16 protein-coding genes are annotated in these 25,479 nt (G+C 69.2%); 10 read left to right on the forward strand and 6 right to left on the reverse strand.

Annotated features, from left to right (window positions below; genetic code table 11):
- The first annotated feature begins 36 nt into the window (after nt 1-36).
- From FHR66_RS09935 to FHR66_RS09965, 7 genes are all read left to right on the forward strand, one after another.
- Nucleotides 37-561, forward strand: coding sequence for a 3-hydroxyanthranilate 3,4-dioxygenase (locus FHR66_RS09935; RefSeq protein WP_160967892.1), 525 nt, complete (start codon nt 37-39; stop codon nt 559-561).
- 31 nt (nt 562-592) lie between these two features.
- Nucleotides 593-2,734 carry an FUSC family protein gene (locus FHR66_RS09940; protein ID WP_160967894.1) on the forward strand — a complete coding sequence of 714 codons (2,142 nt, stop codon included), beginning with the start codon at nt 593-595 and terminating at the stop codon, nt 2,732-2,734.
- 123 nt (nt 2,735-2,857) lie between these two features.
- Nucleotides 2,858-4,129 carry a kynureninase gene (gene kynU, locus FHR66_RS09945; RefSeq protein WP_160967895.1) on the forward strand — a complete coding sequence of 424 codons (1,272 nt, stop codon included), beginning with the start codon at nt 2,858-2,860 and terminating at the stop codon, nt 4,127-4,129.
- A 46-nt stretch (nt 4,130-4,175) separates the two neighbouring features.
- Complete coding sequence (locus FHR66_RS09950) at nt 4,176-5,540, forward strand: FAD-dependent oxidoreductase (RefSeq protein ID WP_160967897.1); 1,365 nt, start codon at nt 4,176-4,178, stop codon at nt 5,538-5,540.
- 148 nt (nt 5,541-5,688) lie between these two features.
- Entirely contained in the window at nt 5,689-7,128 is a 1,440-nt protein-coding gene (sbcB, locus tag FHR66_RS09955) for an exodeoxyribonuclease I (protein WP_160967899.1), read from the forward strand.
- A complete protein-coding gene (locus FHR66_RS09960; RefSeq protein WP_017914978.1) occupies nt 7,125-7,811 on the forward strand; it encodes a DUF2461 domain-containing protein in 687 nt (228 codons plus the stop codon). The genes sbcB and FHR66_RS09960 overlap by 4 nt, the downstream gene beginning before the upstream one ends.
- A 110-nt stretch (nt 7,812-7,921) precedes the next feature.
- Nucleotides 7,922-8,458, forward strand: a complete 537-nt coding sequence (locus FHR66_RS09965; RefSeq protein ID WP_160967901.1) for a DUF2939 domain-containing protein — start codon at nt 7,922-7,924, stop codon at nt 8,456-8,458.
- Between the two features lie 402 nt (nt 8,459-8,860).
- Here the strand turns inward: FHR66_RS09965 and FHR66_RS09970 are convergent, their stop codons facing one another.
- The 5 genes from FHR66_RS09970 to FHR66_RS09990 all read right to left on the reverse strand — a co-directional run bounded on the left by FHR66_RS09970 (nt 8,861) and on the right by FHR66_RS09990 (nt 18,454).
- A complete protein-coding gene (locus FHR66_RS09970) occupies nt 8,861-9,793 on the reverse strand; it encodes a hypothetical protein (protein WP_167087754.1) in 933 nt (310 codons plus the stop codon).
- Nucleotides 9,794-10,272: 479 nt separating this feature from the next.
- Nucleotides 10,273-11,085 carry a fused MFS/spermidine synthase gene (locus tag FHR66_RS09975; RefSeq protein WP_160967904.1) on the reverse strand — a complete coding sequence of 271 codons (813 nt, stop codon included), beginning with the start codon at nt 11,083-11,085 and terminating at the stop codon, nt 10,273-10,275.
- Nucleotides 11,082-12,047, reverse strand: coding sequence for a 5'-nucleotidase (locus FHR66_RS09980; protein ID WP_160967905.1), 966 nt, complete (start codon nt 12,045-12,047; stop codon nt 11,082-11,084). The genes FHR66_RS09975 and FHR66_RS09980 overlap by 4 nt, the downstream gene beginning before the upstream one ends.
- Nucleotides 12,048-12,180: 133 nt before the next feature.
- Entirely contained in the window at nt 12,181-12,951 is a 771-nt protein-coding gene (locus tag FHR66_RS09985) for an NAD kinase (RefSeq protein ID WP_184646711.1), read from the reverse strand.
- A gap of 370 nt (nt 12,952-13,321) precedes the next feature.
- Entirely contained in the window at nt 13,322-18,454 is a 5,133-nt protein-coding gene (locus FHR66_RS09990) for an NAD-glutamate dehydrogenase (protein WP_160967909.1), read from the reverse strand.
- Nucleotides 18,455-18,695: 241 nt separating this feature from the next.
- Here FHR66_RS09990 and FHR66_RS09995 point away from each other — a divergent pair, with 241 nt between their 5' ends.
- From FHR66_RS09995 to FHR66_RS10005, 3 genes are read left to right on the forward strand one after another with little or no spacing between them, the layout of a single operon-like run.
- Nucleotides 18,696-19,349, forward strand: a complete 654-nt coding sequence (locus FHR66_RS09995) for a TetR/AcrR family transcriptional regulator (RefSeq protein WP_160967911.1) — start codon at nt 18,696-18,698, stop codon at nt 19,347-19,349.
- Nucleotides 19,346-20,629 carry an efflux RND transporter periplasmic adaptor subunit gene (locus FHR66_RS10000; RefSeq protein ID WP_160967913.1) on the forward strand — a complete coding sequence of 428 codons (1,284 nt, stop codon included), beginning with the start codon at nt 19,346-19,348 and terminating at the stop codon, nt 20,627-20,629. Before FHR66_RS09995 ends, FHR66_RS10000 begins: the two co-directional genes overlap by 4 nt.
- 12 nt (nt 20,630-20,641) lie before the next feature.
- Nucleotides 20,642-23,815 (forward strand): efflux RND transporter permease subunit, encoded by a 3,174-nt coding sequence (locus FHR66_RS10005; RefSeq protein WP_160967915.1) that lies wholly within the window; start codon nt 20,642-20,644, stop codon nt 23,813-23,815.
- Nucleotides 23,816-24,296: 481 nt separating this feature from the next.
- Here FHR66_RS10005 and FHR66_RS10010 read toward each other — a convergent pair whose 3' ends face one another.
- A complete protein-coding gene (locus FHR66_RS10010) occupies nt 24,297-25,445 on the reverse strand; it encodes an acyl-CoA dehydrogenase family protein (RefSeq protein WP_160967917.1) in 1,149 nt (382 codons plus the stop codon).
- Nucleotides 25,446-25,479: the final 34 nt, after the last annotated feature.

The following is a 25,479-nucleotide window of genomic DNA, read 5'->3' on the forward strand; positions in this document are numbered from 1 at the left end:
GCGCGCGCCGTTCCGTCATCGCCCGCGAGGATCCCCATGCTCCCTGCCCCGTTGAACCTGCACGCCTGGATCGACGCCCACCGGCACCTGCTGAAGCCGCCGGTCGGCAACAAGTGCATGCATGCCGGCGACTTCATCGTGATGGTGGTCGGCGGGCCGAACGCGCGCAGCGACTACCACTACGACGAAGGCCCGGAGTGGTTCTACCAGCTCGAAGGCGAGATGGTGCTGAAGATCCAGGAGGACGGCGCGGTGCGCGAGATCCCGATCCGCGCCGGCGAGACCTTCCTGCTGCCGCCGAAGGTGCCGCACTCCCCGCAACGCGGACCGGAGTCGGTGGGCCTGGTGATCGAGCGGCGACGCCTGCCGCACGAACAGGATGGCCTGCTGTGGTACTGCGAGCGCTGCAACCACCTGCTGTACGAAGCCTACTTCCCGCTGCAGAACATCGAGACCGACTTCCCGCCGGTGTTCGCGCGCTTCTACGCGTCCGAATCGGTGCGCACCTGCGCCGCCTGCGGCCACGTGCATCCGCTGCCGGCCGCTGCCGCCGCGCCGTGACCGCCCTGCGCCCGCGCCGTTCCCCATCGCGATGCTGCGCGGCCTGATCGCGCTCAAGCCGCGCGACGTGCCGGTGCGCGTGGCCCTGCGCAACACCGCCGCGGTGGTCGCGCCGCTGGCGCTGGGCGTGGCCGCCGGCCATGCCGAACTGGGCCTGGCGGTGTCCACCGGCGCGCTCAACACCATGTTCTCCGACCAGCCCGGCCCGTACCGGGCGCGGATGCAGCGCATGCTGATGGCCGCGCTGGCGGCGGGCGTGGCCGCGTTGCTGGGCATGCTGATCGGCGCGCACACGGTCGCACTGGCGCTGTGCGCGCTGCTGCTCGGCCTGGGCGGCGGCCTGCTGGTGGCGCTGGGTCCGGTGGCGGCGCGGGTCGGGCTGACCAGCATGATCCTGCTGGTGGTCAGCGCCGACGTAGGACTGCCGCCTGCGCAGAGCGTGGGCGTGGCCGCGCTGATCTTCGCCGGCGGCGTGCTGCAGATGCTGATGGCGCTGGCGGCCTGGCCGCTGCAGCGCTACCGCCCGGAGCGCTTCGCCCTGGCCGACCTGATGCGGCAACTGGCCGGCCTCGCCCGCCAGCGGCCGAGCGCGACCGCGGCGCCGCCGGCCACCGAAGCGGTGCTCGAGGCAATGGTGATGCTGCACGGCGAACACCGTTCGCGCGGGCGTGCGGTGCAGGCGTTCCGGGTCATCGCCGAGCTGTGCGAACGCGCGCGGCTGGAGCTGCTGACCCTGGCCGATCTGCACGGGCGCCTGGACGCAGCGTCGCCCGCGCGGCTGCCGATCGAACGCGTGCTCGAACGCAGCGCGGTGGTGCTGGACCAGCTGGCGCATGCGCTGGACAGCGCCGAAGACCCCGACGCCGCCAACGACTCGATGACCGGCTTCGACGATCTGGTCGAGGCCCTGGCGCAGGTGCAGGCGCAGACCGAGGACACCCGCGAACGACGCCTGCTGCGCATCGCCGTGGCCCGCGCGCAAGGCCTGGGCGGCCAGCTGCGCGCGCTGGTGCGCAATGGCCGCTGGGCCAGCAGCCGCGGCGAGATCCAGGCCGAACTGGCCGAAGCGCGGCTGCCGCCGGCGTTGCGCCCGCTGGCGCCGCTGCAGACATTGCGGGCGAACCTGAACCTGTCGTCGGTGGCGTTCCGCCACGCGCTGCGCTGTGGGGTATGCCTGGCGCTGGCGGTGCTGTTCGCCCGCTGGCAGGCGATCCCGCACGGCTACTGGATCCCGATGACCACCGCGATCGTGCTCAAGCCGGATTTCGGCGGCACCCTCAGCTTCGGCGCGCTGCGCGTGGCCGGCACCTTCGCCGGGCTGCTGCTGGCCACCGTGCTGGCGCATTTCGTAATGGACGGGGCGGTGGTGCGGCTGCTGTTGCTGACGGTGTTCTGCCTGGGCTTCCGCCTGCTCACCCAGGTCAACTACGGGCTCGGCGTGGCCTGCCTGACCGGCATGCTGGTGCTGTTGCTGTCGTTCGAGGGCATGGCCCCGGGCGAGGCGATCGGCGAGCGCATCCAGGCCACCGTGCTCGGCAGCGCCCTGGCGCTGGCGGCCTACGCGCTGTGGCCGACCTGGGAACGCAAGCACATCCGCGCCATCCTGGCGCAGTTGCTGCTCGCCTACCGCGACCATCTCGACGCGGTGCTGGAGGGGCGCCTGCAGGCGCTGCCGGACACCCGCGCGGCCTCGCGCACCGCCCGCACCAATGCCCAGGCCTCGATCGAACGCCTGCGCGGCGAGCCACGGCGCAAGCGCAACCTGCGCGAACTGACCCTGGCCGAATCCGTGCTGGCCAACGGCAACCGGCTGATCCGCGCCTCGCTGGCGCTGGAGGCGGTGCTGCGCGATGCGCCGCCGTTGCCGCCGCTGCCGGAACTGCCGCAGTTCCGGCAGCAGGCGCACGCCGCACTGACCGAACTGGCCGAGAGCCTGCGCACCGGCACGGCGCCGCCGCAGGCCAGCCTGCGCACGGACGAGCGGCGCCTGGCCGAGGCACTGGCTGCGCAGCAGGACGGCAGCGACGGCGGCGCCCTGGCCGCGCTGGCCGACACCAGCGACCGCGTCGCCGACAGCATCGGCACCCTCACCCACCTGGTTCGCGGTGCGCTGCTGCCGGCCGCGGCGGCATCGAAGGATCCGCCGCCGGTGGGCGCGCAGCGCAGCGGGTGAAGGCGCGTCGTACCGACGGCGCCAGCAACGTCCGCAGCGCCCCAAGCGCCACGCCTCCGGTTAGCTACCTCACGTCGTCCCACACCCTCTAGACTCTCGCCCTGCTTCCAGGAACCCAAGCCGATGAACGAGATCCTGTCCCGCCAGCATGCCATCGCCCTCGACGCCGCCGATCCGCTGCGGGCCCTGCGCCAGGAGTTCCTGTTCCCGCAGCACCAGGGCGCCGACCAGGCCTATTTCGTCGGCAACTCGCTGGGCCTGCAGCCGCGCGGCGCGCGCGCCGCGGTGCAGGAGGTGCTGGACAAATGGTCGTCGCTGGCGGTGGAAGGCCATTTCAACGGCGACACCCAGTGGATGACCTACCACGAACTGCTGGCTGCGCCGCTGGCACGGCTGGTCGGCGCGCATCCGCACGAAGTGGTGGCGATGAACACGCTGACGGTGAACCTGCACCTGCTCATGGTCAGCTTCTACCGGCCCACCCGCGAGCGCCCGGCGATCCTGATCGAGGCCGGCGCGTTTCCTTCCGACCAGCACGCGGTGGCCTCGCAGATCCGCTTCCACGGCCTCGACCCGGCCACCGACCTGATCGAAGTGCAGCCCGACGGCGCCGACGGCACCGTGTCGCTGGCGGCGATCGAGCGCGCCATCGGCGAGCATGGCCCGCGCCTGGCGCTGGTGCTGTGGCCGGGCGTGCAGTACCGCACCGGCCAGGCGTTCGACCTGGCTGCGGTGGCGCAGCTGGCGCGTGCGGCCGGCGCCGCGGTCGGTTTCGACCTGGCCCATGCCATCGGCAACGTGCCGCTGCACCTGCACGATGCCGCCCCGGACTTCGCGGTGTGGTGCCACTACAAATACCTCAACGCCGGCCCCGGCGCGGTCGCCGGCGCCTTCGTGCACGAGCGCCACGGCCACGGCGACACCCCGCGCTTCGCCGGCTGGTGGGGCCACGACAAGCGCACCCGCTTCCGCATGGCGCCCGAGTTCGTCGCCGCGCCCGGCGCCGACGGCTGGCAGCTGAGCAATCCGCCGATCCTGAGCATGGCGCCGCTGCGCGCCTCGCTGGACCTGTTCGAGCGCGCCGGGCTGGACGCGCTGCGGCAGAAGTCGCAGCAGCTCACCGGCTACCTGGAGACGCTGATCCGCGCCCGCCTGGCCGACACCCTGCAGATCATCACCCCGTCCGACCCGGCACAGCGCGGCTGCCAGCTGTCGCTGCGCGTGGCCGGCGGCCGCGAGCGCGGCCGTGCCCTGTTCGAGTACCTGCAATCGGTCGGCGTGCTCGGCGACTGGCGCGAACCGGACGTGATCCGGATCAGCCCGGTGCCGTTGTACAACCGCTACCGCGACGTCTACCGCTTCGTCGAGGAAGTGGAAACCTGGGCCGGCGTCTGAGCCGCCTTTTTCGCGCGGCGGCCTGCCGCGCTTTCCGGACACCGCATTGAACGCATCCCCCCGCAGCATCACCCTGATCGGCGCCGGCCTGGCCGGCTCCCTGCTCGCCATCCTGCTCTCGCGCCAGGGCTGGCAGGTCACCGTCTACGAACGCCGCGGCGACCCGCGCGTGCACGATTACGAGCGCGGCCGCTCGATCAACCTGGCCCTGGCCGAACGCGGCCTGCACGTGCTGCGCCAGGCCGGCGCCGATGCCGCGGTGATGGCCAAGGCGGTGATGATGCGCGGGCGCATGGTGCATTTCGCCGACGGCCAGCAGCAATTGCAGCGCTACGGCCGCGACGACAGCGAAGTGATCTGGTCGGTGCACCGCAACGATCTGAACATCACCCTGCTGCAACTGGCCGAACAGGCCGGCGCGCGCATCCACTTCTACCGGCGCCTGCACACGGTGGATTTCGATGCCGGCTATGCGCGCTTCATCGACGACCGCGACGACCAGCCGCACGACATCCGCTTCGACAGCATGATCGGCGCCGACGGCGCCGGCTCGGCGCTGCGCGCAGCGATGCAGCGCAAGGCGCCGATGGCCGAGCACATCGAGTTCCTCGATCATTCCTACAAGGAACTGGAGATCCCGCCCAGCGCCAGCGGCGGCTTCCGCATCGAACCCAACGCGCTGCACATCTGGCCGCGCGGGCATTACATGTGCATCGCCCTGCCCAACGATGAAGGCACCTTCACCGTCACCCTGTTCCTGCCCAACAAGGGCGAGCCGAGCTTCGCCACGGTGCGCAGCGGCGAGGAGGCGCTGGCGCTGTTCGCGCGCGATTTCGCCGACGCACTGCCGCTGATGCCGCAACTGGCCGAGCACTGGGAACAGCATCCGCCGGGCCTGCTCGGCACGCTGCGCCTGGAGCGCTGGCACCTGGACGGCCGCGCGGTGCTGCTGGGCGACGCCGCGCACGCGATGGTGCCGTTCCACGGGCAAGGCATGAACTGCGCGTTCGAGGATTGCGCGGCGCTGGCCGCGCACCTGCAGCGCGAGCCGGACCTGGCGCGCGCCTACGCCGCCTTCGAGGCCGAGCGCAAGCCCAACGCCGGCGCGATTCAGCAGATGGCGCTGGAGAACTACGTGGAAATGCGCGACCGCGTCGGCGACGCGGGTTTCCTGCTGCAGCGCGAACTCGGCCAGGCCCTGCAGGCACGGCATCCCACCCGCTTCGTGCCGCACTACACCATGGTCACCTTCCTGCGCACGCCGTACGCGCAGGCGCTGGAACGCAGCGAGGTGCAGCGCGACATCCTGGTCCAGGCCACGCAGGGCCACAGCGATCTGTCGCGGATCGACTGGAACCGGCTGGAGCGCATCGTGCACGCGCGGCTGGCACCGCTGGAGGGGGCGCATTGAACCGGCGTACCCTATCCGGATGTCCTATCTTCCCTAGGAGCGCCGCGGCGGACATTCCCGGTAACGCCCGTCGCGGCTGAAGCCGCTCCTACACAAGCACTGCCGCGCTCCGCGCCTCGCCTGCCTTGCCCGGACCATTCGACTCTTCATGCCAGACAGCTTCCTCTTCTACGACCTGGAAACCTTCGGCGCCGATCCACGGCGCACGCGCATCGCGCAGTTCGCCGCGGTGCGCACCGATGCCGAACTCAACGTGATCGAGGAGCCGATCAGTTTCTTCGTCAAGCCGGCCGACGACCTGCTGCCCTCGCCGGTCGCCACCCTGATCACCGGCATCACCCCGCAGCAGGCTTTGCGCGAGGGCGTCAGCGAAGCCGAGGCGTTCGCACGCATCGCCGAGCAGATGGCACGGCCGCAGACCTGCACGCTGGGCTACAACTCGCTGCGCTTCGACGACGAGTTCGTGCGCCACGGCCTGTTCCGCAATTTCCACGATCCCTACGAACGCGAGTGGCGCAACGGCAACTCGCGCTGGGACCTGCTGGACATGCTGCGGCTGATGCACGCGCTGCGCCCGGAGGGCATCGTCTGGCCGCAGCGCGAGGACGGCGCCACCTCGTTCAAGCTGGAGCAACTGGCACTGGCCAATGGCGTGCGCGACGGCGATGCGCACGAGGCGCTGTCCGACGTGTACGCCACCATCGGCATGGCCCGGCACTTCCGCCGCAGCCAGCCGCGGCTGTGGGACTACGCGCTGAAGCTGCGCGACAAGCGCTTCTGCGGCGGCCTGCTCGACGCGGTGGCGATGCAGCCGGTGCTGCACGTGTCGATGCGCTATCCGGCCGCGCGCCTGTGTGCGGCGCCGGTGCTGCCGCTGGCGCGGCATCCGCGCATCGACAGCCGCGTGCTGGTGTTCGACCTGGAAGGCGACATCGAGCCGCTGCTGCGCTATTCGCCGGAACAGATCGCCGATCGCCTGTACACGCCGCAGGCCGATCTGCCCGAAGGCGAACAGCGCATCCCGCTCAAGGAAGTGCATCTGAACAAGGCGCCGGCACTGGTCGCCTGGGCGCACCTGCGCGAGGCGGATTTCGCCCGGCTGCGACTGGACCCGGCGCACCTCCTGGCCAAGGCCGCGCGCCTGCGCGAGGCCGGCCCGGCGCTGGCGGAGAAGGTGCGGCGCGTGTTCGCCAACGAGCGCGCCGCGGTGCCGGCCGATGTCGACGCCTCGCTGTACGACGGCTTCCTCGCCGATGGCGACAAGCGCGCAATGGCACAGGTCCGCGCCACCCCGCCGGCGCAATTGGCTGCACTGGAAGGCCAGTTCCGCGATCCGCGCCTGCCCGAACTGCTGTTCCGCTACCGCGCGCGCAATTGGCCGGAAAGCCTGTCCATCGCCGAGCAGGCGCGCTGGGACGACTACCGGCGGCAGCGCCTGCAGCAGGACAGCGGCCTGTCCGAACTGAGCTTCGACGGCTTCTACGCGGAGCTGGCCGGTTTACGCCTGGCTCACCCGCAGGATGCTACCAAGCAAGCCCTGCTCGACCAGTTGGCCGCCTGGGGCCACGACCTGCAACGCAGCCTATGACCAGCTATTTCAGCGACGCCAGCTTCAAGTTCCTGCGTGCCCTGGCGCGGCACAACGACAAGGCCTGGTTCAACGACAACCGGCACAAGTACGAAGAACACGTGCGCCAGCCGTTCCTGCGCCTGATCACCGACCTGCAGCCGGACCTGGCCCAGGTCAGCGAGCACTTCCGCGCCGATCCGCGCGGTGTCGGCGGTTCGCTGTTCCGCATCCATCGCGACGCGCGCTTCTCCCACGACAAGTCGCCGTACAAGACCTGGCAGGGCGCGCGCCTGTTCCATGAGCGGCGCAAGCAGGTGCCGGCGCCCTCGTTCTACATCCACCTGCAGCCGGGCGAGAGCTTCGTCGGCGCCGGGCTGTGGCATCCGGAGCCGGACACGCAGCGCAAGGTGCGCCAGTTCATCTTCGACAATCCCGGCAGTTGGAAGGCCGCCGCGCATGCGCCGGCGCTGCGCCGCCGCTTCGATTTCGAGGAAAGCGAGATGCTGGTGCGGCCGCCGCGCGGTTTCCCGGCCGACTTCGAATGCATCGACGACCTCAAGCACAAGAACTGGGTGTTCTGGCGCCAGCTCGACGACGCGACCATGACCGGCCCGCGGCTGCGTACGCAAATCGCCGCCGACCTGCAGACGCTGGGTCCATTCGTGGACTATCTGTGCGCGGCGCTGGATCTGGAATTCTAGGGAGGCAACGCTCGCTGCAGGAGCGGCTTCAGCCGCGACAGGCATTACCGGTCACGCGTCGCGGCGGAAGCCGCTCCTACAGAACGCCCACACGCGCAAGGAGACATGCGATGAAGAAATGGCTGGCATTGCTGTTCCTCGCCCTGCTCGCCCTCGGCGGCTATGTCGCCGCCGGGCCGTACCTGGCCATCCGCGGTATCGACCAGGCACTGCGCGAGCGCGATGCCGCCGCGTTGGAACGCTACGTCGACTTCCCCACCCTGCGGGTCAACCTCAAGGCGCAGGTGGACGATGCGCTGGTGCGCCGCGCCGGGCCGGACCTGCAGTCCAGCCTGTTCGGTGGCGCGCTGCTGTCGCTGGCCGGTGGCCTCGGCGGGATGAGCGTGGACGCGATGGTCACCCCGGCCGGCATCGGTGCGCTGATGCAGGGCGATGCATTGTGGAAACGCGCCAGCGGCGACACCGTCGGCGGCGACACCTACGCCGCGCCGCGCCCGCCGCAACCGCTGCGCCAGGCCGAGCACCGCTTCGAATCGACCACGCGCTTCGTTGCCACCGTGCACACCGCCGACGGCACCGCGGTACCCTTCGTATTCACGCGCGACGGCCTGCAGTGGAAGCTCAGCAATATCCTGCTGCCGTTGTAGGCGATGCGGCGGTTGGCGGCAAATGGGCGCGGCCGGAGACTGGAGGCCACCTCGAGCCGCCACGCATGCGCGTTGCTCTTGTAGGAGCGACTTCAGTCGCGACGGGCGAAGCGCCAATGTTTCATCAGGCAGCCTGCAGTTGGGACTGAAGTCCCTCCCACACTAGGCACTCTAGCGATCTCGATCCGCTCACTTAACGTGACGCGACGCAGCGTTGGACCATCAGCCGCAGCATCACTTCTCATGAATCAGCGGCGACGCAGGGCATCAGTAACGCCCGTCGCGGCTGAAACCGCTCCTACAAGCGCGACGAGGTGGTCCGCTGAGCCACCGACAAGCGCGTTTGCAAGAGGCTCGCTGAGGTCCCCGCCCACACCACACGACTCGGCGCGCGCGGAAGCGCTACAGCTGCAGGCAGATCAACTCGGACAGTTCCGGATCGCCGGCACTGCGCCACAGGTTGCGGGTGGCGAACGCGCATCCCGCGTCAGGGCACATCAATACGATCTCGAACTCCGGCGGCGCCTGCACCCACCGGTGCCGGCCGCCATCGTCGGTACGAAAAGAGGCAACGCTGGTCTGCACATGGCGCGGCGACTCGTCGGTTGTCGGCGTCGTTGCGGCCACCGACAGCATGCTGCCATCCCGGGTGACCGCGATGTTCCAGAAGTCCATGCCGAGGTCGATCTCCGTCACCGACGTGTATGGCGGGTCCATGAAGCCGGCGGTCGCGGTCGGCGCTGCCCAGAACACCCGATTGCCCTCGACGATCCGGCCGGGTCCGAGCGAGAGCCAGAGGCGGCCCTGTCCATCCATCGCCGATTGGCAGGTCGGCGGCGTCTGCGCGATGCGCTTGGGCGGCTGCGGCAGGCCCGGCTCCGCCAGCCAGAGGCTGCCCTCGGCCGCCACCGCCAGGAGCTTCGCGTCGGGCGTCGCGTGCAGCTGCAATTCGTCCGCCAGCGCCCTGCGCCGCACGCTGCCATCCGCCAGCGCGATGGCGCTGAGCTGTGCGGAGCGCGCGTTCGCCGCATGCACGTGGCCGCCCAGCGGCAACAGGCGATCGATGTAACGCGGAATGCGCGAGGTCCATTTTTCCACTACGCGCAGCGTGCCGGCATCGAGCCGGAACAGCTTGGTATCGGTGGCCACCAGAACGCTGCCCTCGCCGTCTCTGGCGAACGCCCGCGCCTGGTTGCCGAGGGCGACCGACGCCAGTTCGGCCCCCGTCGCCATGGCCAGCGCGCGAACCCGCAGCGCACCGAAGCTGACGCCCCATCCATCCGCGACCAGCACATGCCCGGCCTGGTCATCCACCCAGAGTCGATGGGCGGCCACGCCGGGAACCGTGGTCCGCCACAGAATCGTGGCAGCCTGGGGATGTGCGCTCGTGTGCGCAGGCAGGGACGCAGCTGAACCTTGTCGCGGACGCATCGATGCGAGAACTCTTCCATCAAAGACGGCAGGATTTTCGCAAATCGCAGCTGAGCGGGACGTGTTTGCCAGCGATGGCGGGCTGCGTCCAGACAGGTGCCGCGGACCGGGCGCTGCAGGCGCCAGGCAAGGATGTCCTCGCGCGCGCCACATCGCAGATGCTCACCTCGCGCACCCCGCAACCACCATTCACGCTGCAGCGACTGCGCACCGCCGTGCGCATCGTGCCAGTGCGCGCCCCGACCCGTACCGGCACGCGCCAGTCCGCGCTTCGGGTGAGCAGCCGGTGGCCGCCGGAAAGGCCGATGGGGCAGGCGCGCAGAGCATCGCGCCTGCACGTCGCAACTCGAAGGACATAGTGCCCCTACGAAGCCAGATCCTGCCTAGCGCTGAGTGCCTGCCCCGGTCCTGCCCGCCATCGCTTGCTGCAAGCGATGAAACGGCGTGCGCAATTGCCAGCGCGCCGACCACGGCAGGCGCGCCAGCGCCGCGTGCGCCTCCAGCGCCGGCAGCGCGCCGGTCCAGGCGAACACCACGTGGTTGTCCATGCCCGGCTCGTCCAGGCGCAGCACGCGGCCGCCGAATAGCGCGCGCAGATGCCCCAGGTGGCGGCGGGTGTCGGTGTCGTACAGGTTCACCGCCAGCACCCCGCCCGGCGCCAGCGCCGCATGGCAGTCCTCGTAGAAGCCGCGGCTGAGCAGCGCCGCCGGGATGCCGTCGGCATCGTAGGCGTCGAGCAGCAGCAGGTCGTAGCGGTCGCGCCGCTGCGGGAGCAGCCGCGCGCCGTCGCCGTGCACGGCCTCGAAGCGCGCGTCGTCGTCCGGAATGCGGAAGGCGGCGCGCAAGGCCAGCACGTCGGCATCGGCCTCGATCGCCTCGATCCGCGCCTGCGGCAGGTGCCGATAGCAGAACTTGGCCTGCGAGCCGCCGCCGAGGCCGACGATGCCGATCCGCCGCGGGTCCGGACGCAACAGCAGCGCGGCCAGCATGCTGCGGGTGTAGCCCACCTGCAGCACGTCCGGCCACCAGGTGTACATGCGGCTCTGCGTCACCTCGCCCTTGAACTGCAGGCTGGTATAGCGCCAGCCATGGCGTACGTAGGGTCGCCCGGGACGCAGGTCGGCGCGCGCGTCCACGGCTGGCCGCAGCAGGCGGCGCAGCGCAGCCCAGCGGCCGCCGCCGGGCGCCGCGCTCACGGCTTGGCGATGTCGTTGGCGACCCCGTGCGGCACATGCCCGGCGGCGACGCGCTCGCGGGCCGCGCTGTCGATGTTGTGCTGCGAATCGTCGAAGAAGATGTCCGCGCCGAAGGCCTGCAGGAACGGCCCCTTGTGACGGCCGCCGAGGAACAGCGCCTCGTCCAGGCGCACCCCCCATTCGCGCAGGGTGCGGATCACCCGCTCGTGCGCGGGCGCCGAGCGCGCGGTGACCAGCGCGGTGCGGATCGGCGAGGCCTCGCCGGCCGGGAACGCCGACTGCAGCGCGTGCAGCGCCGACAGGAAATTGCGGAACGGGCCGCCGGTCAGCGGCTGGCGCGCGTTCTCGCGCTCGTAGCGGCCGAACGCCTCCACGCCCTGCTCGCGCGAGAAACGCTCGCCCTCGTCGCCGAAGATCACCGCATCGCCGTCGAAGGCGATGCGCAACTGCGTGGACAGACGATCGGCATCGATCGCGCCTGCCGCCGCGGCCGCCTCCTGCGCGTGCTCGCCGGGCGGCTTGGGCAGGATGGTCGCCGCGGCGATGCCGTGGCTGAGCGCGCGGCGCACCGACTCCGGGTTGGCCGAGAGGAACAGGTCGGTACCGAACGGCTTGACGTAGGGCCAGGTCGCCTCGCCGGAGGTGAAGGTGGCGCGGACGATGCCCAGGCCGTAGTGCTGGATGGAATTGAAGATGCGCAGCCCGGTGTCGGCGGAATTGCGCGACAGCAGGATCACCTCCACCGGCGGCGTCTCCGGCGGCGTGCCCTGGTTCAGCGCCAGCAGCTTGCGCACCACCGGGAACGCGACCCCGGGCGCGAGCACATCGTCCTCGCGCTCGCGCTGGTACGCGCTGTACGCCTCCACGCCGTCCCGCTCGAACAGGGCATGGCCCTCTTCCAGATCGAACAGGGCGCGCGAGGTGACCGCGACGGTGAGCAGACGGGGGGAGTTGTCGGACATGAGAGCAGGGATTCGGCAGTGGGGATTGGGGATTGGCAAAAGCGGGCAAAGGAGTCGGAACGTGGACTGGAGACCGGAAGCAAAGCGGATGCGCTGTTGCGAATCCCCAATCCCGACTCCCGAATCCCCGCCCCTACACCATGAATTGCTCGCTCAGGATCCGCTCCTCCAGATTGTGTTCCGGGTCGAACAGCAAAGTGACCAGGCGGTCGCGGGATTCGCGGATGGTGACTTCGACCACGTCGCGGGTCTCGTGCGAGTCGGCGGTGACGCTGACCGGGCGCTTGTACGGGTCCAATACGCGGAAGCGCACCTCGATGTCGGCCTTGAGGATCGCGCCGCGCCAGCGCCGCGGCCGGTACGGCGCGATCGGGGTCAGCGCCAGGGTGTGCGAGCCCAACGGCAGGATCGGTCCGTGCGCGGAAGAGTTGTAGGCGGTACTGCCGGCCGGGGTGGACACCAGCACGCCGTCGCAGATCAATTCATCGACCCGGGTCTGGCCGTTGAGATCGATGCTCACGTGCGCGGCCTGGCGGGTCTGCCGCAGCAACGAGACCTCGTTGTAGGCCAGCGAGCCGGTGGTGGCGCCGGATTCGGTCTGCGCCAGCATTTCCAGCGGCCGTAGCTTGGCCGGCTCGGCCAGGGCCAAACGCGCGACCAGGTCGTCGTCGCGGAACTGGTTCATCAGGAAGCCGACCGTGCCCAGCTTCATGCCGAACACCGGCTTGCCCAGGCTGCCGTGACGATGCAGGGTCTGCAGCATGAAGCCATCGCCGCCGAGCGCGCACAGCACATCGGCGTCGGCGGGCTCGCAATCGCCGTAGCGCGTGACCAGTTGTTCGCGCGCACGCTGGGATTCCGGCGTGACGCTGGCGAGGAAGCAGATGCGGGGCGAGGACGGCATGGGCGCATTCATGGCGCCGATCATACCTGCCCGGTCATGAAAGCCGGGATTCGGGAATCGGGATTGGGGATTCGCAGAAGCGGGCTGTCGCATCGGAGGCCGGGCTGCGAACGCGGCAAACACCGATAAAGGCCGGGATTCGGGATTCGGGATTCGGGATTGGTAGAAGCGGGCGGTCGCGTCGAGCGATGGGGATCCGCTTGGCGAATCCCCAATCCCGACTTCCCAATCTCGGCAATGGAGGAGAGCCCCCCTTCTGTTAAGGGGGGCGCGGCGAAGCCGCGGGGGATAGGCAAGGCCGCCGTGCGGCGCCAACCGTTTGCGGCGCAAACGGTTGGGTCAGGCCCGCGCAGCGGGCCTGACCACGGGGCTACACCCCGTGTGCCGTCACCCCGTGCGCCGCCAGCTGGCCGAGCCGCTGTACCGCCACCGACACCGTCGGGTAGTCCAGCGTCTTCTGCGCGGCCAGTTCCTGCAGCATGCTCAGGGTGAAGCGCAGGCTGCTGTCGTCGCGCTGCAGCCAATGCTGCACCTTGGCCTCGGCGGTGCCACCCGGCAGGCTCAGCGCCTGGCCGGCCAGCACACCGTGGTGCTTGGCCAACTCGTCGCGCAGCACGCCGCGGGCCACCGCATGCCAGCGGCCGTTGACCTCCAGCGCGTCGATCTGCTCGAACAGCCACGGCAGCTGCAGCGCCTCGCCCAGGCGGAAGTGCACCTTCGACACCTCCACCGGCTTGAGCTTGCGGGTGCGCGCCATCTCGATGATGTCGAACGCCGGCTCCAGGAAGCGCAGTTCCGACAGCTGCTGGGCGAGCGCCGGCGGCAGGCCCTTGTCCTGCCACTCCTGCACCAGCGCTTCGTAGCGCGGACGCTGCGAATCGGGCAGCACGCCGGAGGCGACGCGGATGTCGTTGAACGGCTCGTAGTAGCGCTCCACCGCCGCGGTGATGCCCGGCATCGGGCCCGGACGGAACAGCAGCCAGCGTACGAAGGCGCGCTGCAGCGTCCAGATCACCTCCAGCGCGTCGATCTGCACCGACTCGGGCACCTTGCCGTCCAGCGCATCGATCTGCGTCCACAGCGCGCGCGCATCCAGCGTCTCGCGGCTGATGGTGTAGGCCTTGGCGACCTCGGCGATGCTGCGGCCGGTGTCTTCCTGCATGCGCATCAGGAAGGTGGCGCCCATGCGATTGATGGTGGTGTTGGTGACCGCGGTGGCGATGATCTCGCGCTTGAGGCGGTGCCGCTCCATCGCGTCGGCGTACTTCTTCTGCAGCGGCTGCGGGAAGTAGCGCTGCAGTTCCTTGGACAGGTACGGGTCCTCGGGAATGTCCGATTCGAGCAGTTGCTGGAACGCCACCAGCTTGGAATAGGACAGCAGCACCGCCAGTTCCGGCCGGGTCAGGCCCTGGCCACGCGCCTTGCGCGCGGAGATCTCCGCGTCCGAGGGCAGGTATTCGATCTGCCGGTCGAGCAGGCCCTGCGCTTCCAGGGTGCGGATGAAGTGCTGCTTGGAGCCCAGGCGGGTGACGCTCATCCGCTCCATCAGGCTCAGCGCCTGGTTCTGGCGGATGTTGTCCCACAGCACCAGCTCGGCGACTTCGTCGGTCATCGACGCCAGCAGCTTGTTGCGCGCGTCCAGGGTCAGCTTCTTGGCCTGCACCACGTCGTTGAGCAGGATCTTGATGTTGACCTCGTGGTCGGACGTATCCACGCCGGCCGAGTTGTCGATGAAGTCGGTGTTGAGCAGCACGCCGACCTGCGCGGCCTCGATGCGGCCGAGCTGGGTCAGGCCGAGGTTGCCGCCCTCGCCCACGACCTTGCAACGCAGTTCGCCGCCGTTGACGCGCAGGCCGTTGTTGGCGCGGTCGCCGACGTCGCCATGGGTCTCGATGGCCGCCTTGACGTAGGTGCCGATGCCACCGTTCCAGAACAGGTCCACCGGCGCCTTGAGGATGGCGTTCATCAGGTCGTTCGGCGAGAGCTGCTTGACGCCCGGCTCCAGGCCCAGCGCCTCGCGTACCGGCGCGCTGATCTCGATCGACTTGAGCGTGCGCGGGTAGATGCCGCCGCCGGCGCTGATCAGCTTGGCGTCGTAGTCGGCCCAGCTGGAGCGCGGCAGCTTGAACAGGCGCTCGCGCTCGGCGAAGGACGTCGCCGCGTCCGGGTTCGGGTCGAGGAAGATGTGGCGGTGGTCGAACGCGGCGAGCAGGCGGATGTGGCGCGACAGCAGCATGCCGTTGCCGAACACGTCGCCGGACATGTCGCCGATGCCCACGCAGGTGAAGTCCTCGCTCTGGCAATCGCGGCCCAGCGCGCGGAAATGGCGCTTGACCGACTCCCAGGCGCCGCGCGCGGTGATGCCCATGCCCTTGTGGTCGTAGCCGACCGAGCCGCCGGAGGCGAACGCATCGCCCAGCCAGAAGCCGTGGTCCAGCGCCAGACCATTGGCGATGTCGGAGAAGGTGGCCGTGCCCTTGTCGGCGGCGACCACCAGGTACGGATCGTCCTGGTCGTGGCGCACCACCTGCGGCGGCGGCACGATCTTGCCGCCGACGATGTTGTCGGTGATGTCCAGCAGGCCCTGGATGAACAGCTTGTAGCAGGCGATGCCTTCGGCCAGCACCGCATCGCGGTCACCACCGACCGGCGGGCGCTTGCAGAAGAAGCCGCCCTTGGCGCCGACCGGCACGATCACCGTGTTCTTGACCATCTGCGCCTTGACCAGGCCCAGCACCTCGGTGCGGAAGTCCTCGCGCCGGTCAGACCAGCGCAGGCCGCCGCGCGCCACCGCGCCGAAGCGCAGGTGCACGCCTTCCACGCGCGGGCCGTACACGAAGATTTCGCGGTACGGACGCGGCTTGGGCAGGTCCGGCACCTTGGCCGAATCCAGCTTGAAGCTGATGCAGTGGCCCAGCCCGCCGTCGGCGGCGCGCTGGTAGTGGCTGGTGCGCAGGGTCGCCTCGATCACGCCCTTGAAGCTGCGCAGGATGCGGTCCTCGTCCAGGCTCGCCACCTGGTCGAACAGCTTCAGCAGCGCGGCCGAGACCGCCTCCAGCTGCGCGGCGCGGCTGCCGCTGCGCGCGTCGATCACCGGCTGCAGCGCCTTCAGCGCGGCATCGTCGCCGTTGGCCAGCAGGCGCAGCTGCGCGGACAGCGCGGCCTGGCCCTCGGCGATCTGCGCCTTGCTCTCGTTGCCGGTGGCCGGATCGAAGCGCGCCTCGAACAGTTCCACCAGCAGCCGGGCCAGCAGCGGATAGCGGTTGCAGGTCTCTTCCACATAGGCCTGCGAGAACGGCACGCCGGTCTGCAGCAGATACTTGCAGTAGCCGCGCAGCACCGCGACCTGGCGCCAGCTCAGGCTGGCGCCGACGATCAGGCGGTTGAAGCCGTCGTTCTCGGCATCGCCGCGCCAGATCCGCACGAACGCCTCGCACAGCGGCGCGTCGGCGGCTTCCACGTCGATGCTGCCGGCCAGCGGCTCGACCTCGAAATCCTGGATCGACAGCGCGGTGCCGTCGACCACCAGCCGGTACGGACGCTCGGAGATCACCCGCAGGCCCAGGTTCTCCATCATCGGCAGCACGTCGGACAGCGGCAGGTCGTCGTGCTGGCGGTACAGCTTCAGGCGCAGGCTGTCGGCGCCGTCGCGGCGCAACGCCTGCAGGCTCAGATGCAGGTCTTCCGGACCACGCAACGCGGCCAGGCGCTCCACGTCGCGCGCGGCGATCTGCGCGGTCGACTCCTCGATGTAGCCGGCCGGCAGCGCGCGGCCGTAGCCGGCGGCCAGGCGCAGGCCATCGCGCTCGCCGCAGCTGGCCACCAGCGCTTCGCGCAGGTCGTCGTGCCAGTTGCGCAGCAGGTGCGCCAGACGCGACTCCAGCTCGCTGGTGTCGAACTCCAGCGCCTCGCCCGGCTTCGGCCGCACGATCAGGTGCAGCTGCGCCAGCGGCGATTCGCCCAGCACCACGCTGGAATCGATGTATTCGCCGTGCAGCGCGTCCTTCAGCAACGCCTCGATGCGCAGGCGCACGTCGGTGTTGAAGCGCTCGCGCGGGATGTACACCAGCGCGGAAATGAAGCGGCCGTACTTGTCGCGGCGAAGGAACAGGCGGCTGCGCACCCGCTCCTGCAGGCCGAGGATGCCCATCGCCGTGCGGTACAGCTCTTCCTCGTTGGACTGGAACAGCTCCTCGCGCGGCAGCGTCTCCAGGATGTGGCGCAACGCCTTGCCGCTGTGGCTGCTCGGGGTCAGCTCGGACTTGCGCATGACCGAGTCGAAGCGCTCGCGCACCAGCGGGATCTCCCACGGGCGGCGGTTGTAGGCGCTGGAGGTGAACAGGCCGAGGAAGCGCTGCTCGGCGATGATGCGGCCCTTGGCGTCGAACTCCAGCACGCCGATGTAGTCCATGTAGCCGCTGCGGTGCACCCGCGAGCGCGCATTGGTCTTGGTCAGGATCAGCGCTTCCTTGGTACCGGACTCGCTGAGGCCGTGTGCGGCCAGCGTGCGCACCGGCCGCGCCGGCGACTTGTCCTGCCCGCGCAGCAGGCCCAGGCCGCTGTCTTCCAGCGGCGCCAGCACGTCTTCGCCGCCCTGCTTCTCCACGCGGTACTCGCGGTAGCCGAAGAAGGTGAAGTGGTCGGCCGCGGCCCAGCGCAGGAACTCCTGCGCCTCGCGCCGGCCCTTGTCGTCCACCGGCAGGCGCCGCGTGGTCAGGTCGTCGGCCAACGCCAGCATCTTCTCGCGCATGCTGCCCCAGTCGCGCACGATGTTGCGCACCTCGCCGAGGATGCGTCGGATCGCCGCTTCCACCTTGGCCATGTCCTCCGGCGGCTGGCGGTCGATCTCCAGCGCCATCAGCGATTCCGCCTTGCCCTCGCCCACGCTCTCCAGCGTGCCGCCCTTGTCGCGCTGCATGCGCAGCACCGGGTGGCCCAGCACGTGCACGCCGATGCCCAGTTCCGCCAGCGCCATGCTCACCGAATCGACCAGGAACGGCATGTCGTCGTTGACGATCTGCAGCACGGTGTGCGACGACTCCCAGCCGTCGTCCTTCAGGTTCGGGTTGAACACCCGCACGTTGACCGTGCCCGGCTTGCGCTTGCGCGCGAATTCCAGCATCGACGCGGCCAGTGCCGCCCACTCCTGCGCGCTGTGGTGGGGGAACTCGTCCTCCTCCATGCGCTTGTAGAACTCCTCGGCGAAGGTCTGCGCCTGCTCCTGGCGTGCGGCCGGGTAGCGCTTGCGCAGCGCCGCGAACACCGGCGCCAGGCTGAAACCGCTGGCGACCGGCGCGGCGTCGATCACCTTGGCGGTGGCCGGAACGGTCACGGCCGGCTTGGCCGGCGGCGCGGCCTTGCGCGGGACAGCCGGCTTGGCCGGGGTCTTGGCCTTGGCAGGCGACTTCGCAGGTGCCTTGGCCGACTTGGCGGCGGACGCGGTCGCGGAGGTGCTGGCAGCGGCCGAAGAGGTGGAACGGGAAGCGGCGTGTTTGGGTTTCATGACGGAGAGCAGCAACGATGCTCGATGGGAAAGCCGGAATTGTACCGGTGCCTCGTTCAACTACCTTGCTGCATCGCAAACCGACGGTGCGCCAGAGACCACGCGCCAGATCGCGCAAAGTGTCTACAACATCTTCGTCACGCGGCGGTCACCATGCTTTGTCGGCCGCGCTGTTGTCAGCAAGAACGCCCCGGTGTCAAGGCTGTTCTAATTCTAAACTGGACGGTATAGTCCACAATCAATGAGCACCCCCCTCGCCTCCGCCGCACAGCGCCAGGCGCGCGACCAGCGCGTGTACGTCGCCGTGCGCGAATTGCTGGCCGAGGAAGGCATGGGCCTGAGCATGGACGCGGTGGCGGCACGCGCCGGCTGCTCCAAGCAGACCCTGTACAGCCGCTACCGCAGCAAGCAGGCCTTGCTGCGGCGGGCGCTGCAGGACCACCTAGACCTGGCCACCGCGCACCTGGAGCCGGTACAGGATGACCTGCGCGGCGGCCTGCTGCGCTTCGCCTGCGAATACCTGGAACAGTTGTCGGAACCGCGCGTGCTGCAGAGTTGCCAGCTGATCGCCGCCGAGTCGCGGCATTTCCCCGAAGAAGCCCGCGCCATGTTCCGCGACAGCGCCGGCGCGCTGATGCAGCGCCTGAGCGAGCGCCTGCGCGGTGCCATCGCCCGCGGCCAGCTCCGGCATGACGATCCGCACTTCATGGCCGAGCTGCTATTGAGCATGATCGTCGGCATGGATTTCGAGCGTCAGCGCTTCCACAGCGCGCATCGCGGCGACGCCGCCGCGCAGCGCGCCTGGGCCGAGTTCGCCGTGGACGGCTTTTTGCGCGCGTTCGCCGCCGCCCCTCCCCTTCCTTCTACAAAACCAGACCGGAGTACCACCCGATGACCTCCCCGTTGCGTTCTCTCGCCCTGGCCTGCGCCGTCGTGGTGGTGTTGGCGTCCTGCAAGAAACAGGATCAGCAGCAGGCCATGCCGCCGCCGGAAGTGGGCGTGTTGCAGGCGCAGCCGCAGACCGTGCCGCTCGAGCGCGAGCTGGTCGGCCGCCTGTCCGCATTCCGCAGCGCCGATGTGCGCGCCCGCGTGCCCGGCGTGCTGGAAAAGCGTCTGTACACCGAAGGCACCGACGTCAAGGAAGGCCAGCCGCTGTTCCAGATCGACCCGGCGCCGCTGCGTGCGACCCTGGCCTCGGCGCAGGGCCAGCTGGCCGCCGCCGAAGCCACCTACGCCAACGCCAAGGCCGCCGCCGCCCGCGCGCGCAGCCTGGCGCCGCAGGCCTACGTGTCCAAGTCCGACCTGGACAACGCCGAGGCCACCGAGCGCAGTTCCGCCGCGTCGGTGCAGCAGGCCCGTGCGGCGGTCGAAACCGCGCGCATCAACCTCGGCTATGCCACCGTCACCGCACCGATCGCCGGCCGCGCCGGCAAGCAGCAGGTCACCGAGGGCGCGCTGGTCGGCCAGGGCGACAGCACCCTGCTGACCACGATCGACCAGCTGGACCCGCTGTACGTCAACTTCTCGATGAGTTCCGACGAGCTGGCGCAGCTGCGCCAGGCGCAGACCCAGGGCAATGTCGCCCTCAACGCCGAGGACAAGTCGACCGTGCAGATCAAGCTCGGCGACGGCAGCAGCTACGCGCATGCCGGCACCCTGGACTTCTCCGGCGCCGCGGTCGACCCGAGCACCGGCTCGGTGACGCTGCGCGCGCTGCTGCCGAATCCGGACCGGGTGCTGCTGCCCGGCGCCTTCGTCAGCTTCTCGGCCAACCTGGGCCAGCGCAAGGACGTGTACCTGATCCCGCAGGCCGCGGTGCTGCGCGACGCCAAGGGCGCCTATGCCATGGTCGTCGGCAAGGACAGCAAGGTGGTACGCAAGGATCTGACCACGGTCGGCCAGCAAGGCGACAAGTGGATCGTCAGCGGCGGCCTGCAGAGCGGCGACCAGGTCGTGGTCAGCGGCCTGCCCAAGGTCAAGGAAGGCGCACCGGCAGTGGCCAAGCCGTGGGATCCGAACGCCGCCGCCCAGGGCCAGGGCCCGGGTGCCGGCGCGGCTCCCGGCCAGGGCGCGCAAGGCGCCGCGGCGCCGGCCAAGGGCGCCGCCCCGGCGCAGGGCGCAGCGCACGGCGACACGCCGGACGCCGCCTCGCATTCCGACCAGCCGAAGCAGTAACGGACTCCCCCCATGCCTAAGTTCTTCATCGAACACCCGGTCTTCGCCTGGGTGGTGGCGATCCTGATCTCGCTCAGCGGCGTGATCGCCATCCTCAATCTCGGCGTCGAGTCGTATCCCTCGATCGCCCCGCCCCAGGTCACCGTCACCGCCACCTACCCCGGCGCCAGCGCCAGCACCACCGAACGCTCGGTCACCCAGGTGATCGAGCAGCAGCTGACCGGCATCGACCACCTGCTGTACTTCAGCTCGTCGTCGTCCTCCAGCGGCACCGCCACCATCACCCTGACCTTCGAGACCGGCACCGACGCGGACATCGCCCAGGTGCAGGTGCAGAACAAGGTGTCGCTGGCCACGCCGCGCCTGCCCTCGGAAGTGACCGCACAGGGCGTGGTGGTGGCCAAGGCCAACGCCGGCTTCCTCAGCGTGATCGCGCTGCGCTCGGACAACCCGTCGATCGACCGCGACGCGCTCAACGACATCGTCGGTTCGCGCGTGCTGGAGCAGATCTCGCGCGTGCCCGGCGTCGGCAGCACCCAGCAGTTCGGTGCCGAGTACGCCATGGACATCTGGCTCAACCCTGAGAAGCTGCAGGGTTACCACATGTCCGCCAACGACGTGTACACCGCGATCCGCGCCCAGAACGTGCAGTTCGCTGCCGGTTCGCTGGGCTCGGATCCGGCGCCGCAGGGCCAGTCGTTCACCGCCACGGTCAGCGCCGAGGGCCGCTTCACCTCGCCCGAGCAGTTCGAGAACATCATCCTGCGCGCCGACGGCAACGGCACCGTGGTGCGGCTGAAGGACGTGGCCCGGGTCGCGTTCGGCCCGACCAACTTCGGCTTCGACACCCAGTACAACGGCAAGCCGACCGGCGCCTTCGCGATCCAGCTGCTGCCGGGCGCCAATGCGCTGAACGTGTCCGCGGCGGTCAAGGCCAAGATGGACGAGCTGCAGCCCAGCTTCCCGCAGGGCGTCACCTGGTTCACGCCGTACGAGAGCACCACCTTCGTCAAGATCTCGATCGAGGAAGTGGTCAAGACCCTGGCCGAGGCGATCGTGCTGGTGTTCCTGGTGATGCTGGTGTTCCTGCAGAACTTCCGCGCCACCATCATCCCCACCCTGGTCATCCCGGTGGCGTTGCTGGGCACCTTCCTGGGCATGTGGGCGATCGGCTTCACCATCAACCAGCTGACCCTGTTCGCGATGGTGCTGGCGATCGGCATCGTGGTCGACGACGCGATCGTGGTGATCGAGAACGTCGAACGCATCATGTCCGAGGAGCACCTGGCGCCGAAGGCGGCCACGCACAAGGCCATGACCCAGATCACCGGCGCGGTGGTGGCGATCACCGTGGTGCTGGCGGCGGTGTTCATCCCCTCGTCGATGCAGCCCGGCGCCGCCGGCGCGATCTACAAGCAGTTCGCGATCACCATCGCCATGTCGATGGCGTTCTCGGCGTTCCTGGCGCTGAGCTTCACCCCGGCGCTGTGCGCGGCGTTCCTCAAGCCCACCCACAACGACAACCCGAACTGGGTCTACCGCACCTTCAACAAGTACTACGACAAGCTCTCGCACCGCTACGTCGGCGCGGTCGGCAACACCATCCGCCGCGCGCCGCGCTGGATGGCGGTGTTCGCCCTGCTGGTGGTGCTGTGCGGCTTCCTGTTCACGCGCATGCCCGGCAGCTTCCTGCCGGAAGAGGACCAGGGCTTCGCGCTGGCGATCGTGCAGTTGCCGCCGGGCGCGACCAAGACCCGCACCAACGAGGTGTTCGCGCAGATGCGCGGCGTGCTGCAGCAGCAGAAGGCGGTCGAAGGCATGCTGCAGGTGGCCGGCTTCAGCTTCCTGGGGCGCGGCGAGAACGTGGGCATGGGCTTCATCCGGCTCAAGCCGTGGGACGAGCGCGACATCGCCGCCGGCGACCTGATCCAGCAGTTGAACGGGATGTTCTACGGGATCAAGGATGCGCAGATCTTCGTGGTCAACCTGCCCACGGTGAACGGCCTGGGCCAGTTCGGCGGCTTCGACATGTGGCTGCAGGACCGTAGCGGCCAGGGCGAGGAAGCCCTGCTGCAGGCGCGCAACATCGTGCTCGGCAAGGCTGCGCAGCGCCAGGACACCCTGGCCGGGGTCCGCCCGAACGGCCTGGAGAACTCGCCGCAGCTGCAGTTGAAGGTGGACCGCGTGCAGGCGCAGTCGATGGGCCTGTCGGTCAGCGACATCTACCAGTCGATCCAGCTGATGCTGGCGCCGGTGTACGTCAACGACTTCTTCTACGAGGGCCGCATCAAGCGCGTCAACATGCAGGCGGATGCGCCGTTCCGCACCGGTCCGGAGTCGCTGCGCAACTTCTACGTGCCCAGCAGTACGTCCACCGACAGCAGCGGCCTGCCGCAGATGATCCCGTTGAGCACGGTGGTGAGTTCGGACTGGACCTACAGCTCGCCGTCGCTGAGCCGCTACAACGGCTACTCGGCAATCAACATCGTCGGCAACCCGGCGCCGGGCAGCAGCTCCGGCCAGGCGATGAGCGCGATGGAGGACATCGTCAACAACGACCTGCCGCCGGGCTTCGGCTTCGACTGGAGCGGCATGTCGTACCAGGAAATCATCGCCGGCAACACCGCCACGCTGCTGCTGGTGCTGTCGATCGTGGTGGTGTTCCTGTGCCTGGCGGCGCTGTACGAAAGCTGGTCGATCCCGGTGTCGGTGCTGCTGGTGGTGCCGATCGGCGTGCTCGGCGCGGTGGCGTTCTCGCTGCTGCGCGGCCTGCCCAACGACATCTACTTCAAGATCGGCCTGATCACGGTGATCGGCCTGGCCGCCAAGAACGCGATCCTGATCGTCGAGTTCGCGGTGGAGCAGCGGGCGATGGGCAAGACCCTGCGCGAGGCCGCGGCCGAGGCGGCGCACCTGCGCTTCCGCCCGATCCTGATGACCTCGTTCGCGTTCATCCTCGGCGTGCTGCCGATGGCGATCTCCACCGGCGCCGGCGCCAACGCCCGCCACGCCATCGGTACCGGCGTGATCGGCGGCATGCTGTTCGCCACCGTGCTGGGCGTGCTGTTCATCCCGCTTTTCTTCGTGATGGTGCGGCGCATGCTCGGCGACAAGCTGGACGAGCCGTCGAAGGAGTTCACGCAGATGCAGGAGCAGGGTCTGGCGCGGCATCAGCCGGATCGCTGAAGCGCTGGGATTGGGGATTCGGGAGTTGGGATTCGTCAGTCGGGTCCCGCTCCCCGTCTTGATCCTTCCCTGTAGAAACAAACGAAAAGCGGCCGCAAGGCCGCTTTTTTGTTGTCTGGGAACCTGGTCGGGAAGCGCGGCCCAGAACCCGACGCAACGTTGAGGGTTCCTTGTGGGAGAGACTTCAGTCCCGACGCCTTGCAGCCAGACGCCACTCATTCCTTTTCCACACAAAGGCAACCAAGCGGCCGCATCTCCTGAACCCTCAGCCGATCCGGGAACCGGCCAATCCCCAATCCCCAATCCCCAATCCCGACTCCCGAATCCCGACCTTAGGGACTTCAGTCCCGACGCGCTGCAGCCAGAACGCGCTCATTTCTTTCCCGCCCAAAGAAAAAGCGGCCCTGCGGCCGCTTCTCCTTAACTCACCAGCCGACTCAGGACCGGGCGAATCCCCAATCCCGACTCCCAAATCCCGGCCTCACCGCAGCCCGGTCTCGTTGCGGGCGATCACCAAGCGCTGGATCTCACTGGTGCCCTCGTAGATCTCGGTGATCTTCGCATCGCGGAAGTAGCGCTCCAGCGGCATCTCCTTGGAGTAGCCCATGCCGCCGTGGATCTGCACCGCCTGGTGGGTGATCCACATCGCCGCCTCGGAGGCGGTGAGCTTGGCTACCGAGGCCTCGGTGGTGAAGCGCTGACCCTGCCCCTTCAGCCAGGCCGCGCGCAAGGTCAGCAGTAGCGCCGCGTCCAGCTTGCACTTCATGTCGGCGATCTTGGCCTGGGTCATCTGGAACGCGCCGATCGGCGAGCCGAACGCCTTGCGCTCCTTCACGTACTCCAGCGTGGCCTCGTAAGCGGCGCGGGCCAAGCCGATCGCCTGCGAGGCGATGCCGATGCGGCCGGCGTCGAGCACGCTCATCGCGATCTTGAAGCCTTCGCCCGGCGTGCCCAGCACCTCGTCGGCGCTGGCCACGTAGTCCTGGAACTCGATCTCGCAGGTGGCCGAGGCGCGGATGCCCAGCTTGGGCTCGGTCTTGCCGCGATGGAAGCCGGGCTTGTCGGTGTCGACCACGAAGGCGGTGATGCCCCGCGCGCCCTTGTCTGGCTCGCTCATCGCGAACAGCACGATGTACTTGGCGACCGGGCCGGAGGTGATCCAGCTCTTCTTGCCATTGATGAGGAAGCTGCCGTCGTCCTGGCGCACCGCGCGGCACCGCATCGCGGTGGCGTCGGAGCCGGACTGCGGCTCGGTCAACGCAAAGGCGCCGATCTCGCGGCCCTCGGCGATGGCACGCACGTACTTCTGCTTCTGTTCCTCGTTGCCGTTCTTGAGGATGCCGGCGCAGAACAGCGAGTTGTTGACCGACATGATGGTCGAATGCGCCGCATCGCCAGCGGCGATCTCGACCATGGCCAGCACATAGGCGATCGGGTCCATGCCGGCGCCGCCGTACTCGTCCGGCACCTCGATGCCCATCAGCCCGTTCTCGCCCAGCAGGCGGATGTTCTCCAACGGGAATTCGCCGGTACGGTCGTGGTGCTCGGCACTGGGAGCGATCCGCTCCTGGGCGATGCGCCGCGCCACGTCCTGGATCATCAATTGCTCTTCGGTAAAGCTGAAATCCACGTCGAACCCCTCCCGGGCATATTGGTCCGGCCAT

Source organism: Xanthomonas sp. F4, assembly GCF_011761895.1.